Origin of the sequence: Pseudomonas sp. 58 R 3 (genome assembly GCF_900006605.1) — a bacterium.
Taxonomy (GTDB): Bacteria; Pseudomonadota; Gammaproteobacteria; order Pseudomonadales; family Pseudomonadaceae; genus Aquipseudomonas; species Aquipseudomonas salomonii.
This window is the reverse complement of the sequence record NZ_CVTT01000080.1, coordinates 72,320-86,285: the sequence shown is the minus strand read 5'-3', so window position 1 is coordinate 86,285 and position 13,966 is coordinate 72,320. Positions and strand designations below refer to the sequence as shown.

The following is a 13,966-nucleotide window of genomic DNA, read 5'->3' as shown; positions in this document are numbered from 1 at the left end:
GTGTGGGAGCGGGCTTGCTCGCGAATGCGGTGAATCAGTCAATCCATCGGGTGACTGTCACAACGCCTTCGCGGGCAAGCCCGCTCCCACATTTGCTGTAGCGGGTTACTGATTGCGCGTCACCCGCCAAACGGTGTTGGCCAGGTCATCGGCAATGATCAGCGCACCTTTGGGGTCCACCGTCACGCCCACCGGGCGGCCACGGGTCTTGCCGTCATCGCCGCGAAAGCCGGTGGCGAAATCAATCGGTTCGCCCGCCGGCTTGCCGTTGCTGAACGGCACAAAGATCACCTTGTAGCCCACCGGGTTGTCGCGGTTCCAGCTGCCGTGTTCGCCGACAAACACGCCGTCGGCAAATTGTTCACCCATGGCCGGGATCGAAAAATCCACGCCGAGCGCGGCAACGTGGGAGCCCAGGCTGTAATCCGGCTTGATCGCGGCTGCGACTTTCATCGGGTTCTGCGGTTGCGCGCGCGGGTCGACGTTCTGGCCCCAGTAGCTGTAGGGCCAGCCGTAAAAGGCGCCTTCGCGCACCGAGGTGAGGTAGTCCGGCACCAGGTCGGGGCCGAGTTCATCGCGTTCGTTGACCACCGTCCACAACTGCCCCGAGCCCGGCTGAATGGTCAGTGCGGTCGGGTTGCGCAGGCCGGTGGCGTAGGGCTTGTGTGCGCCGGTGGCCGCGTCGATCTGCCAGACCATGGCGCGGTCGATTTCCACTTCCATGCCGCGCTCGGTGATGTTGCTGTTGGAGCCGATGCCCACATAGAGCTGGCGCCCGTCTTCGCTGACGGCCAGGGATTTGGTCCAGTGATGGTTGATCTGTGCCGGCAGGTCGGTGATTTTGGCAGGCGGGCCGCTGGCTTTGGTTTGGCCGTCGGCATAGTCGAAGCGCACCAGGGCATCCTGGTTGGCCACGTACAGCTTGCCGTCGGCGAAAGCCAGGCCGTAGGGCGCGTTGAGGTTGTCGGCAAACACGGTTTTGAGTTCGTAGTTGCCGTCACCGTCGGCATCGCGCAGCAACGTGATGCGGTTACCGCTCTTGACCTTGGTGTTGCCCTGGGCCTTGATCACGCTGGCGATCACGTCCTTGGGCTTGAGCTTGGCCGCACTGCCGCCACGGCCTTCGGCGACGAGGATATCGCCGTTGGGCAGCACCAGGGTTTGTCGTGGGATGGCCAGATCGGTGGCGATAGCGGTGACGCTGTAGCCTTGCGGCACTGTGGGTTTTTGCTCGCCCCAGGGTGTCGGTTCGGCAATCTTCATGCTCGGCAGCAGGCTGCTCTGTTGCGCGGGCAGTTTAGGGTCGGGGCCGCGTGCCTGGGTCTTGTCGCCGGCGTCGCCACAGGCGCTTAGCAGCAGGGCTGCGCTCAGTAAGGTCAGCGTATGGAGTGGGTTCATTTGGCAGCTCCCGAGCGCAGGTTGGTCAGGCCGATCCACGTGGCAACGATCGCCAGAACCGTCACGATCACCGACAGCACCAGGCCCACAGGCATCATGGCGTAGGCGTCCTTGGCATGCTGAAATGCGTTGACCAGCCCGAGTACCCAGGTGATCAGCAACAGCAGGAAGTACGCGGCGGGGCGTCCGCCTTTATGCTCGGCGCGCACCAGGTTGACCAGCGCGAACAACAATGCAAAGCCACAAAACACCAAGGCTCCGGCGATCAGCCAGGAGGCGAAGTTGGCCCATTGGATCTGATAGGTCTGGCCGTAGGCGATGTCACTGAGCAACGCGCCCAGAAACAACGGCACGGTGCCGGCCAACAGGGTCGAATGCAGCGGGCCAGGCCTGACGAGTGGGTAGGCGGGAAGGGTGGTCATGGGGTCGCGGCTCCTTGTTTTATCCAACGCCCCGGGGCGGGGCAGCGCATAGGGAAGGAGCCTGGAGCCTGGCGGATAGTTCAGCGTAATTCGTGTCGAAATATTATTTGAGGGTTTGCCCGGGGCTTAAGAGGTCCACACATAGCGCACCTCTTCCAGCGTCACGCCACCGCGCACCAGCGTGCGACGGCTGCCGGGTTCTTCAGTGCCGCCAAGGCGTGTATAGAAACGAACGGCTCTTTGGTTTGCGGCATGCAGAGGCCTGAAATCTGGCATGCTTCAGGGCCTGACAAAAGGAACCCTGTCCATGCCAACCCTGCACCTGCTGTGCGGCAAGATCGCCTCCGGCAAATCCACCCTGGCCAACACTTTGGCCGCTGAACACGCCGCCATCCTGTTGAGCGAAGACCATTGGCTCGCCACACTTTACCCCGGCGAAGTCCGCTCGATTGCCGATTATGTGAGCTGCGCCCAGCGTATTCGGGGTGTGCTGGGGCCGTTGGTGATCAACGTGCTGCAAGCGGGCATCAGCGTGGTGTTGGACTTCCCGGCCAATACGCTGGCTAATCGCGAGTGGCTGCTGAGTTTGGCCCAGGCGGCGCAAGCGCCGCACTGCCTGCACTATGTGGAGCTGGATGACGCCACCTGCCGCAGCCGTTTACAGGCGCGCAATGCCCAGGGCGAGCATGATTTCGCCGCCACCGACGCCGAGTTTGACCTGATCACCCGCCATTTCTGGGTACCGAGTGAAGCCGAAGGCCTGGTGATCGAGGTGCATCACCCATGAGTACGGTGACCGGTGTGGATGCCCAGGGCTGTGTGCTGACGCTCGACAATGCCGCCTTCCAGCCTGAGTTTGAGTCGCTGCTGGCGGATGTCTGCGCCAGCCTCTCCCAGTCTGGGCTGGACGGCATTTATGTGTATGGCAGTGTCGCCAGGGGCGAAGCAAGGCCCGGCGAATCGGACCTGGACCTTAGCCTGATTCTGCTCGAACCGCCGGATGCATCGGTATTGGCCCACCTGCAAGCGCTGCGCCAGAGCCTGGAGCAACGCCACCCGGAGGTCACCAAGATCGACTTCGATGTCGGCCACCGCGCCGAAGTGCTGGCGCCTGAAAACGCAAATAAATGGGGTTTCTGGCTCAAGCATCATTGCCGTTGTGTGTGGGGCGAGGATCTTTCGCTGCGCTTTGAACGCTTCCAGCCTTCGCGCGAAATCGCCCTGGCGTTGAATGGTGATTTTGAATCCGTGCTGAGCGGCTATCTCAACCTCATCCATCAGGCCAATACTTCAACCGAGCGCCTGCGGCTGCAACGCGAAGCGGCGCGCAAACTGATTCGAGTGACCAACATATTGCGCGCCCCCGACGCGCCCTGGCCGTACACCCTCGAAGAGCACGTTGCCTTGTTCGTACAGCACCACCCCGCGATGCGCATCCAGATCGCGTATTTCCTGTTCGAGGCGCGCAACCCAAGCGCCGAGGGCGAGCCCTTCAGCGTGCGACTGCAAACCTTTATCGCGTGGATGGTTTCACAGCAGGTATAGACGGCAGGCATAGGCAGGTAATGTGGCACTCAGGCTCACTTTACCTACGCTGCGCACATCAGGATTTAAAGCGCCCCACCAAACCATTCAGCTCCTGCGACAGGCTCGATAACCGCCCCGAATCATCCTGCGCAGCATTGGCCAGGCTCTCCACCAACCTTGCCTCGTCATAGATCTGCTGGATATGCCGGTTGATCTCTTCGGCCACGCTGTGTTGTTCCTCGGCGGCGGCGGAAATCTGCAGGTTCTGGTCGCGGATCTCGTTCACCGACAACTGGATGCCCTCGAAACTGTCCCGCGCGTTTTCGATGGACGACACGCTGGCGCGGGACAGGTCCAGGCAACTGCTCATCTTCTGGGTGACTTCTTCGGTCTTGCTGCCGAGGGTGCCGAGCAGTTGCTCGATCTCGCCGGTGGAGTCGGAGGTGCGCTTGGCCAGTGCGCGCACTTCGTCGGCCACCACGGCAAAACCACGGCCCTGATCGCCGGCGCGGGCGGCTTCGATGGCGGCGTTGAGGGCCAGCAGGTTGGTCTGTTCGGCGATGGCGCGAATGGTGCCGAGGATCTGGTTGATGCTGCGGCTGCCGGCTTCCAGCTCGACCATGGCCTGGGAAGACTCGGTCAGGCGGCGGCCCAGGCGGTTGACGTTATCGGTGGTGACTTCGATCTGCTGTTTACCTTCGGCCACACGGCGATGGCCGTTCTCGGCCGACTCCGCCGCGCCACTGCACGAGCGCGCCACCTCGTTGGCGGTGGCGACCATTTCGTTGAACGCGGTAGACACCAATTCCACTGCCTCACGCTGGCGCCCGGCGGCTTCGTTCATGTTGTGCGCCACTTCACTGTTGACCCGTGACGCGTCCTGAAGATTGGTGGAGGCCGCGCCAATATGCTGGATCAGCTGACGGATCGCGGCGAGGAATTTATTGAACCAGCCCGCCAGCTCGGCGGTTTCATCCTTGCCCTGTACTTGCAGCTCATGACGCAAATCGCCTTCACCCTGGGCGATGGACTGCAAGCCGGTGCTGACCTGGCCGATCGGTTTGACGATCACCTTGGAAAACGCCGCGGCGATCAGTCCGAAGATCAGCACCAGCACGGCCACGATTGCCGTGGTCAGGTAGGTCATGCGCGTCGCCGCCGCCATGACTTCGTTGTATTCGATCAGCCCCACATACCGCCAGCCCAGGCCCGGCGAGGTCCACACGTTGGCCATGTAGCGCACACCGTCGATGACCACCTCGGTTGAGCCCTGGGGCGTCTCGGCCAGGTGCGCATACGGCGCGCCGAGGTCCTTGAGCGGCTTGAAGTTGTGTGCGGCGTTGCGCGGGTCGACCAGCACCACGCCGTCCTCGATCAACATCACGTAGCCGCTTTCTCCCAGCTTGATGCTCTTGAGCAATTCGGTGAGGTTCTTCAGCGACACGCTGACCACGAACACGCCCTTGGCCTTGCCGCTGCTGTCGAGCAGCGCACGTGCGGTGCCCACCAGCGCCACATCATCCTTGTCATAGTAGTAAGCCGGCGTGCGCACGGTCTTGTTGGGGCTGGCCATGGCGGCCTTGTACCAGGGGCGGGTGCGCGGGTCGTACTTGGCCAGTTGGGGGTCATCGGGCCATTTGGCGTAGGTGCCGTCTTCAAGGCCGATGGACAGAATGGCAGCGGAAGGGTGGGTGGCGCCGAAACGGGCAAACTGGTCGATTACCTGCTGCGCCAGGGCGGGCATTGGTTGGCTCGCGGCGTTTGCAGGTTGATAATCCTTTAGAGTGTTCACGGAAGTGTATACAGGATCAGCGGACATTTGATCGACGTTCTGCAAGGTGCCGTCGAAGAATTGCCGGATATTGCCATCGATCTGACGTATTTCGCGGGTGCTGCCATCAATAAACTGATCGACCGCTTGAGTCCGCGTGTTCATGACGGAGATGACCGCAACCAGGCTGACCGGAATAAAGGCGACAGAGACGAACGCGAGCACGAGCTTGTTTTTTATTTTCATCGAGACGACCATCGGGCGAAGAGGCGATTTGATATCACTGACTGTTTCGGCCTGAGGGTTATAAAGCTTTAGCTTTATTTTGTGTACAACAAAAAATGTTTTTGTCCTGAAAAGTTAACCTCTCCAAGTATGGCGGCTCGCCAGGTTGAAAGTGTTGAGCCCCGTGGTGTTTTCACCGTTAAGATGCCTTCGATATTTCTCATTAGGGACGAGGCATGCCACTGATCACGGAACGTGTAGCGCTCGCCTGCAACGGCGCCAACGATAAGGTTATTTGCCGCATGGCCTCAGGCTGGGCGGTGATGGGCGATGTGCATGAACTACGAGATTCTGGGCAACTCGGAACCGGAGCTGCATTGCCATATTTTCCCGCGTTACGCCTCGGAGCCGGAGGACAAACGCAAGATGCCGGTGTGGTTTTACGACTGGAAAACCGCGCCACCTTAGGCTGAAGATCAACACGGTGAGTTGCGCAACACGATCGCGCAGTTACTCAAATCCGCCATGGAAGCTGGATGATGCAAAGAAATAATCTGGTCCCGGAATTGATGGTGACCGACCTGAACCGCAGCCTTGAGTTCTGGGTCGGTTGTTTGGGGTGCACGGTGGCTTATCAGCGCCTGGAAGACGGCTTCGCGTATCTTGACCTGGACGGCGCTCAAGTGATGCTTGAGCAAGTCGACCCACGCGCCAATCAATGGCTCACGGCGGCGTTGGAACGCCCGTTTGGGCGCGGCATGAACCTGCAGATTGATGTCGTGGCGGTGCATCCGGTCATTCAACGGCTGGAGAGGGCGGCACACCCGGTGTTCAAGGCCAGCAAAGACGTGTGGTACCGGGCGGGCGAAGTCGAGGTCGGGCAGCGTGAGTTTCTGGTACAGGACCCGGATGGTTATCTGGTCAGGCTGGTGGAGCGTCTGGGCGAAAGGGCTGCTGCCCATGCGTGAACGTCAAGCCGCGCGGCTGCTGGTGATCAGCCCTGCGCGAAAAGTGCTGCTGTTTCGGTTCGTCCACAACAAAGGTGCGCTGGCCGGCAGGAATTACTGGGCGACACCCGGCGGCGGCGTCGAAGCCGGGGAGAGCTTCCACACGGCGGCGATCCGTGAGCTGCGCGAAGAGACCGGCATTGTGGTCAGTGACGTGCAAGCGCCGGTAGCAGACCGCCGATTTGAGCTGATGCTGCCCAGTGGCGAAACCGTGTTGGCCATTGAACAGTACTTTGTTGTTCCGGCGAAAAACGAGCGCCTTTCGCGAGACGAATGGACGGCGCAGGAAGCCCAGGTCATGGCGGATCATCATTGGTGGTCGATTGAGGAGCTGCGATCGACGGCAGACACGGTATGGCCGGAAGGGCTTGTCGACATGCTCGTGCAGGCAGGCGTTTTTTAAAGCATGCTCAGGATATCGGCAGTGTCGATAACCCTGGCGTAATCCATCGCCAGGTTGCTCAGAGACAGCGCATGCACATCCTCGGCAGGCCAGAGGCGGCCCGACAAATCGGTTTGATCAAAGGTGTAGCAGGCATCCGCCGCCACAGTGACGTCAAAACCCAGGTTGCCGCCGGAGCGCGCCGTAGACTCGACAGAGTTGTTGGTGATCACCCCAACGATCACCACTTGCCGGATCCCACGCCCATGCAGCCAGCGCTCCAGGCCGGAGGCGGCGAACGCATCCGGGACGTTTTTTTCCACCACATGCTCATGCTTGAGCGGCGCCAGTGCCGGCTGGAACTCACAGCCCGGTTGGCCTGGCCAAAACACCGAGCCCTGGCTGCGGGACATATGCCTTACATGCACCACGGGGCGCTTGGACTGCCGCCAGGCACCCAGCAGGTGCCGTATCTGCACCTCGGCGTCGGGGTTATTGCGGCGCCCCAGCGTGGGGTCGTGCATGCCTTGCTGCATGTCGATGATCACCAATGCGGCGTTTGTGGCTAACGGTTTCATGGCACATCCTTTGGCTGGGTCAGAGGCGAAACATAGCAGCGATTGGGCGTGCTTAAACAGGGCTGTTGTTCGAAGCTCATTTGCACGATGCGCATCGATCCAAAGTGGGAGCTGGCTTGCCTGCGAGAGCGGTCTATCCGTGCATGCATCGGTGACTGACCCACCGCCATCGCAGGCAAGCCAGCTCCCACAGTCGCCTATACTCCCCTCGAGCGCTGGTGCCTTCAATCGCCGTGTGAACCTTGCGCTACGGCTTTGTTAAACAATCAGGGCCGATTGAGTGCATTCACATAAGCGCTGAACATGGCGGCCATGCCATCGGCATACACCTCGATCTCGGCGGCGGTGCGCGGGCTGGAGGAAAAGTCCTTGCCCACGCAACCCAGCGTGCTGCGGATCAGGTCGCACGCCAGTGCGCGGGTTGCGTCGGGCACCTCGGGCAGCAACTCGAGCATGAAGGTCTCGAAGGCCTGCCGGCCGGCTGCGCGCACTTGCACCGCCTGCGGCGCATCGCGGTACAGCGGCGCCGCGTCGTGCAGCGCACCGCGCATCAGCGCCTCTTCGCATTCGGACTTGATAAATGCATGCACCAGGGTGCGCAGGCGGGTCAGCGGCGCTACGGCGGTTTTTTCGAGGATGTCGCGCAGCAGTTGGGTGGTCTGCTGCCACTCATCGCTCTGCAATCGAAACAGGATCGAGGCCTTGTTGGGGAAATATTGATACACCGAGCCGACACTCACGCCGGCTTTTTCCGCGACCCGCGCGGTGGTGAAACGCGTGGCGCCTTCCTTGGCCAAAACCTGAATAGCGGCTTCGAGAATCGCCGCCACCAGCTCGGTGGAACGTGCCTGTTGTGGCTGTTTGCGCGAGGCAATACGGGTCGTCTGGCGGGTGGTCATTGTGGGCTCCGAGCGCTGGGCGAACGCGAATAGCGAAGGCGATGAATCCCTCGCATACTTTTAATGCGACGAATTAGTCGCATCTTAGTCCCCATCCAACGGAAATCAATCATGACCACCCTGACCACCCTGACCACTCTGACTACCGCGCCTCTTGCCGCCTTGATCGAACGCCTCTACGCCCAAGCCAATGCGGCGACCAGCCCGCTCATCGACACTGTGTCGCCGCAAGAGCGCAACCGCCTGATGCACAGCAAAACCGAGTACCTTGAGCTTTACACGATGCTCAAGGATCTGTGGCTGCCTGTATCGCGTGACACCGGCAACCTGCTCTATATGCTGGCCCGCAGCAGCGGTGCAAAAGCCATTGTCGAGTTCGGCACCTCGTTTGGATTGTCCACCTTGTTCCTGGCTGCCGCACTGCGTGACAACGGCGGCGGCGTGTTGATCGGCAGCGAATTCGAACCGTCAAAGATCGCCCTGGCCCGTGAGCATTTCATTGAAGGCGGCGTCAGCGACCTGATCGAAGTGCGTGAAGGCGACGCCCTGGTTTCACTGGCGACAAACCTGCCGCCATCGGTCGACCTGCTGCTGCTCGATGGCGCCAAGTCGCTGTATGGCGATGTGTTGAACCTGGTAGAGAAGCACCTGCGGCCGGGCGCGCTGGTGGTGGCTGACAACACCAACTACTGCCCTGAATACCTGGCGCACGTGCGCGAACCTGGGAATGGTTACCTGTCGGTGCCGTTTGCCGATGACATCGAACTGTCGATCCGCCTCGGCTGAACGGGCACCGATCGGCAGCCGATTCGCAAAACCCTGAGACTTCCCGGCGAAAATCTTCATAATGGCGGCCAATTTGTTTAGCTCGTTATTCTGGTGTGCCCGCATGGAAATTAAGGTCAACTTTCTCGATAACCTTCGGCTTGAAGCCAAGTTCGATGACTTCACGGTGATTGCCGACCAGCCGATTCGCTACAAAGGCGACGGTTCGGCCCCGGGTCCGTTCGATTACTTCCTGGCTTCGTCGGCGTTGTGCGCGGCGTACTTTGTGAAGCTGTACTGCGCAACACGCAATATTCCAACCGAGAATATTCGCCTGTCGCAGAACAACATCGTTGACCCGGAAAACCGCTACAACCAGATCTTCAAGATCCAGGTCGAGTTGCCGGCGGACATTTCCGACAAGGACCGCCAGGGCATCCTGCGTTCCATCGACCGTTGCACGGTAAAGAAAGTGGTGCAGGCCGGGCCGGAATTTGTCATCGAAGAAGTGGAAAACCTCGACGCAGATGCCCAGGCGTTGTTGATGCCCCATTCCACCTCCGAGGCAGGCACCTACATCGCCGGCAAGGACCTGCCGCTGGAGCAGACCATCGCCAACATGTCCGGCATTCTCGCCGGCCTGGGCATGAAGATTGAAATCGCCTCGTGGCGCAATATCGTGCCCAACGTGTGGTCGCTGCATATCCGCGATGCACACTCGCCGATGTGTTTCACCAACGGCAAGGGCGCGACCAAGGAAGGCGCACTGGCGTCGGCGTTGGGCGAGTTTATCGAGCGACTCAACTGCAACTTCTTCTACAACGACCAGTTCTGGGGTGAGGAGCTGGCCAACGCGCCGTTCGTGCATTACCCGGACGAGCGCTGGTTCCAGCCTGGGCCCAAGGATGAGCTGCCGAGTGAAATCCTCGATGCCTATTGCCTGAAGGTCTACAACCGTGAGGGCGAGCTGCGTGGCTCGCACTTGTTCGACACCAACTCGGGCAATGAACAACGCGGGATCGTTTCACTGCCGTTCGTGCGCCAGTCCGACGGCGAGGTGGTGTATTTCCCGTCCAACCTGATCGAAAACCTTTACCTCAGCAACGGCATGAGCGCGGGCAACACCTTGGCTGAAGCCCAGGTGCAGTGCCTGTCGGAGATTTTCGAGCGCGCGGTGAAACGCGAGATCATCGAAGGCGAGTTCGCCTTGCCGGATGTGCCCGCAGAGGTGCTGGCCAAATACCCCGGCATTGTCGCGGGGATCGAAGGCCTTGAGGCCCAGGGTTTCCCGGTACTGGTCAAGGACGCGTCCCTGGGCGGCGAGTTTCCGGTGATGTGCGTCACCCTGATGAACCCGCGCACCGGCGGCGTATTCGCCTCGTTCGGCGCGCACCCGAGCATGGAAGTGGCGCTGGAACGCAGCCTCACCGAACTGCTCCAGGGCCGCAGTTTTGAGGGCTTGAATGACCTGCCGCAGCCGACTTTTGAAGGCCAGGCAGTGACCGAGCCAAACAACTTTGTCGAGCACTTTATCGACTCGAGCGGCGTGGTGTCGTGGCGCTTCTTCAGTGCGCAGTCGGACTATGAGTTTGTCGAGTGGGACTTCTCGGGCGAAGGTGAAAACTCCAACGCCGAAGAAGCCGCTACCCTGTTCGGTATTCTCGAAGGCATGGGTAAAGAGTCCTACATGGCGGTGTACGAACACCTTGGCGCTACAGCTTGCCGGATCCTGGTGCCGGACTACTCGGAAATCTACCCGGTGGACGACTTGATTTGGGACAACACCAACAAGGCGTTGTTTTTCCGTGCCGATATCCTCAACCTGCACAGCCTTGACGAGGAGGCGCTGCAGGCGTTGGTCGAGCGTCTGATCGAAAGCGAGCTGGACGATTACACCGACATCACCACCTTGATCGGCATTGAGTTCGACGACAACACGGCCTGGGGCCAGTTGACCATCCTGGAGTTGAAACTGCTGATCTTCCTGGCCTTGCAGCAATATGAGGAGGCCAAGGAGTGCGTGGAGATGTTCCTGCAATACAACGACAACACCGCTGAACGCGGCCTGTTCTACCAGGCCATGAATGCGGTGTTGGAGATGCAGTTGGACGACGACCTGGACCTCGCCGATTACGAGGCCAACTTCCGCCGCATGTTCGGTCACGAGCGGATGGATGCGGTGATGGGTTCGGTGGACGGCAGTGTGCGGTTTTATGGCTTGACCCCGACCAGCATGAAGCTGGAAGGCCTGGATCGGCATTTGCGCTTGATCGAGAGCTATAAAAAACTGCATTCGGCGCGGGCCAAGATCACCTCGGCCTGACTGATCGTTCCCACGCTCCGCGTGGGAATGCCGCATGGGACGCTCCGCGTCCCGCTGTTGCCTTGGTGACGCGGAGCGTCACAGGATGCATTCCCACGCAGAGCGTGGGAACAATCGTGTGGGGTTAGATCAGGGCCAGCGCCTGGGCCAGATCGGCTCTCAAATCTTCCACATCCTCAACCCCCACCGACAACCGTACCAACCCATCGCCGATCCCCAGCTGAGCCCGCGTCGCCGCTGGAATGCTCGCATGGGTCATGATCGCCGGGTGTTCGATCAGGCTTTCCACGCCGCCGAGGCTTTCGGCCAGGGCGAAAATCTTCACGTTTTCGAGAAAACGTGTAGCACCCGCCAGGTCACTGTTCAAGTCCACCGAAATCATCCCGCCAAACCCGCGCATCTGTTGGCGCGCCAGTGCGTGCTGTGGGTGCGAGGCCAGGCCTGGGTAGTACACCCGCGACACTTGCGGCTGCTGTTCCAGCCAGGTGGCCAGGTCCAGGGCGTTGCTGCAATGGCGCTCCATACGCAGTGCCAGGGTTTTTACCCCGCGCAGGGTCAGGAAGGCGTCGAACGGGCCGGCAATCGCGCCGACCGAGTTTTGCAAAAAGCCCAGGCGCTCGGCGAGGTCCGGGTTGTGGCCGACGATGGCGATACCGCCGATCACGTCGGAGTGGCCGTTGAGGTATTTGGTGGTGGAGTGCACCACGATGTCGAAGCCCAGCTCCAGGGGGCGCTGGATCCATGGGCTGGCGAAGGTGTTGTCGGCCACACAAATAATGCCGCGATCGCGGCAAATGCGCGCAATGGCGCTGAGGTCGGTGAGGCTCAGCAGCGGGTTGCTCGGGGTCTCGACCCAGACCATGCACGTGTCGCTCTGCAGCGAGGCTTCAAAAGCCGACAGGTCGCTGAGGTCGACAAAGCTGAAACGGTGCCCGGCGCTGCGTTGGCGCACCTTGTCGAACAGGCGGAACGTGCCGCCATACAGGTCGTTGCCGGAGACAATATGCGCACCGGCGTCCAGCAGTTCCAGCACAGTGGAAATCGCCGCCAGCCCGGAAGCAAACGCGAACGCCGCGCTGCCGCCCTCCAGGTCGGCGACGCAGCGCTCCAGGGCAAACCGCGTGGGGTTGTGGGAGCGCCCGTAATCAAAACCCTTGTGCACGCCGGGGCTGTCTTGCAAATAGGTGGAGTTGGCGTAGATCGGCGGCATCAGCGCGCCCGTGGTCGGGTCGGGGGATTGCCCGGCGTGGATCACGCGGGTGGCAAACGCGCTTTTATCGGGCAGGCTCATGCAAGGGATCTCCGTAGGTGGTTAAGCAGGTCGACGCGGGTGATCAGGCCATGGAAGCCGGATGTGTCGGCAATAATCGCGACCAGGCCGCGATCGAGTTCCGCTTGCAGCTCAGCCAGGCTGGCGCTGGGGGCCAGGGTTTGCAAGGTGTTGCTCATGGCGTCTGCTACCACCATGGAAAAATGTGTGGCGTCCTGATGCAGGCCCAGCAGGATGTCGGATTCGTCGATGACGCCGACCAATTCTCGGCCATCGACCAGCACCGGCAGTTGCGAGACATCCGCCAGGCGCATGCGCTGGAAGGCGGTGAGCAAGCTGTCGTCGGGGCTCACGCTGATCACCCGGCCGTCTTCGAAGCGCCGCGCGATCAGGTCGCGCAGGTCGCCGTAGTGTTTGTATTGCAACAGGCCTGCGTCGTTCATCCATTGATCGTTGTAGACCTTGGACAAGTAGCGCGTACCGGTGTCGCAGACGAAGGTGACCACGCGCTTGGCCTCGGTTTGTTCGCGGCAGTAACGCAGTGCGGCGGCAAGCAGGGTGCCGGTGGATGAGCCGCCGAGAATGCCTTCGGCCTTGAGCAGTTGGCGGGCGTGGTCGAAGCTTTCTTCGTCACTGATGGAGTAGGCATGGCGCACGCTGGAGAGGTCGGCAATCGAGGGGATAAAGTCTTCGCCGATGCCTTCCACGGCCCAGGCGCCGGGCGTTTCCATTCTGCCGCTGCGGCTGTATTCGGCCATCACCGAGCCCACGGGGTCGGCCAGCACCATTTCCAGTTCGGGCTGCACGCGTTTGAAGAAGCGCGTAAGCCCGGTGAGGGTGCCGGCCGAACCGACGCCGACCACAATCGCGTCCAGATCATGCTGGGTTTGCGCCCAGATTTCCGGGGCGGTGCTGGTTTCGTGGGCCAGCGGGTTGGCCGGGTTATTGAACTGGTCGGCGAAAAATGAACCGGGAATGTCGTTGGCCAGGCGCGCGGCCACATCCTGGTAATACTCGGGATGGCCCTTGCCCACGTCGGAGCGCGTGATATGCACCTCGGCGCCCATGGCCTTGAGGTGCAGGACCTTTTCAGTCGACATTTTGTCAGGCACCACCAGCACCACACGGTAGCCTTTGGCCCGGCCGACCAGCGCCAGGCCCAGGCCGGTGTTGCCGGCGGTGGCTTCGATGATGGTGCCGCCCGGTTGCAGGCGGCCGTCGCGTTCGGCGGCGTCGATCATCGCCAGGCCGATGCGGTCCTTGATCGAACCTCCGGGGTTCTGTGATTCAAGCTTGAGAAACAGCGTGCAAGGGCCAGTATCGAAACGGCTGACCTTGACCAGCGGCGTGTTGCCGATCAGCTCAAGCACGGCGGGACGAGGAAGGCTGGGCATGAATT

Annotated in this window: 13 protein-coding genes and 1 pseudogene; 7 read left to right on the top strand and 7 right to left on the bottom strand. The window is 61.1% G+C overall.

Annotation, left to right across the window (positions count from 1 at the left end):
* Positions 1-105 precede the first annotated feature (105 nt).
* Positions 106-1,398 carry a PQQ-dependent sugar dehydrogenase gene (locus BFP92_RS25135; protein WP_065931599.1) on the bottom strand — a complete coding sequence of 431 codons (1,293 nt, stop codon included), beginning with the start codon at positions 1,396-1,398 and terminating at the stop codon, positions 106-108.
* Entirely contained in the window at positions 1,395-1,820 is a 426-nt protein-coding gene (locus BFP92_RS25130; protein WP_058420446.1) for a DUF2231 domain-containing protein, read from the bottom strand. The genes BFP92_RS25135 and BFP92_RS25130 overlap by 4 nt, the downstream gene beginning before the upstream one ends.
* A 307-nt stretch (positions 1,821-2,127) precedes the next feature.
* Here BFP92_RS25130 and BFP92_RS25125 point away from each other — a divergent pair, with 307 nt between their 5' ends.
* Both BFP92_RS25125 and BFP92_RS25120 read left to right on the top strand, forming a co-directional pair.
* The gene (locus BFP92_RS25125) at positions 2,128-2,607 is read left to right on the top strand and encodes a P-loop nucleotide/nucleoside kinase family protein (protein ID WP_065931598.1); all 480 of its coding nucleotides are present in this window, start codon (positions 2,128-2,130) and stop codon (positions 2,605-2,607) included.
* Positions 2,604-3,365, top strand: coding sequence for a nucleotidyltransferase domain-containing protein (locus BFP92_RS25120; protein WP_065931597.1), 762 nt, complete (start codon positions 2,604-2,606; stop codon positions 3,363-3,365). Before BFP92_RS25125 ends, BFP92_RS25120 begins: the two co-directional genes overlap by 4 nt.
* Positions 3,366-3,423: 58 nt before the next feature.
* Here the strand turns inward: BFP92_RS25120 and BFP92_RS25115 are convergent, their stop codons facing one another.
* Positions 3,424-5,364, bottom strand: coding sequence for a methyl-accepting chemotaxis protein (locus tag BFP92_RS25115; protein ID WP_065931596.1), 1,941 nt, complete (start codon positions 5,362-5,364; stop codon positions 3,424-3,426).
* Positions 5,365-5,579: 215 nt separating this feature from the next.
* Between BFP92_RS25115 and BFP92_RS25110 the strand changes: the two are divergent.
* The 3 genes and pseudogenes from BFP92_RS25110 to BFP92_RS25100 all read left to right on the top strand — a co-directional run bounded on the left by BFP92_RS25110 (position 5,580) and on the right by BFP92_RS25100 (position 6,753).
* Positions 5,580-5,883 (top strand): annotated as a pseudogene (locus BFP92_RS25110) (hypothetical protein).
* Entirely contained in the window at positions 5,880-6,311 is a 432-nt protein-coding gene (locus BFP92_RS25105; RefSeq protein ID WP_065931595.1) for a bleomycin resistance protein, read from the top strand. Before BFP92_RS25110 ends, BFP92_RS25105 begins: the two are co-directional and overlap by 4 nt.
* Positions 6,304-6,753, top strand: coding sequence for an NUDIX hydrolase (locus tag BFP92_RS25100; protein WP_065931594.1), 450 nt, complete (start codon positions 6,304-6,306; stop codon positions 6,751-6,753). Before BFP92_RS25105 ends, BFP92_RS25100 begins: the two co-directional genes overlap by 8 nt.
* Here the strand turns inward: BFP92_RS25100 and BFP92_RS25095 are convergent.
* Entirely contained in the window at positions 6,750-7,310 is a 561-nt protein-coding gene (locus BFP92_RS25095; protein WP_065931593.1) for a cysteine hydrolase family protein, read from the bottom strand. The genes BFP92_RS25100 and BFP92_RS25095 overlap by 4 nt on opposite strands.
* A gap of 266 nt (positions 7,311-7,576) precedes the next feature.
* On the bottom strand, positions 7,577-8,209 hold the full coding sequence (locus BFP92_RS25090; RefSeq protein WP_065931592.1) for a TetR/AcrR family transcriptional regulator: 633 nt from the start codon (positions 8,207-8,209) through the stop codon (positions 7,577-7,579).
* A gap of 129 nt (positions 8,210-8,338) precedes the next feature.
* Here BFP92_RS25090 and BFP92_RS25085 point away from each other — a divergent pair, with 129 nt between their 5' ends.
* Together BFP92_RS25085 and BFP92_RS25080 are read left to right on the top strand one after the other, a co-directional pair.
* Positions 8,339-8,995 (top strand): O-methyltransferase, encoded by a 657-nt coding sequence (locus tag BFP92_RS25085; protein WP_065931627.1) that lies wholly within the window; start codon positions 8,339-8,341, stop codon positions 8,993-8,995.
* A 103-nt stretch (positions 8,996-9,098) separates the two neighbouring features.
* On the top strand, positions 9,099-11,297 hold the full coding sequence (locus BFP92_RS25080; RefSeq protein ID WP_065931591.1) for an OsmC domain/YcaO domain-containing protein: 2,199 nt from the start codon (positions 9,099-9,101) through the stop codon (positions 11,295-11,297).
* Between the two features lie 124 nt (positions 11,298-11,421).
* Here the strand turns inward: BFP92_RS25080 and BFP92_RS25075 are convergent, their stop codons facing one another.
* Positions 11,422-12,588: a cystathionine gamma-synthase gene (locus BFP92_RS25075; RefSeq protein ID WP_065931590.1), complete on the bottom strand. Its 1,167-nt coding sequence runs from the start codon at positions 12,586-12,588 to the stop codon at positions 11,422-11,424.
* Positions 12,585-13,961: a pyridoxal-phosphate dependent enzyme gene (locus BFP92_RS25070; protein ID WP_065931589.1), complete on the bottom strand. Its 1,377-nt coding sequence runs from the start codon at positions 13,959-13,961 to the stop codon at positions 12,585-12,587. Before BFP92_RS25070 ends, BFP92_RS25075 begins: the two co-directional genes overlap by 4 nt.
* Positions 13,962-13,966 lie beyond the last annotated feature (5 nt).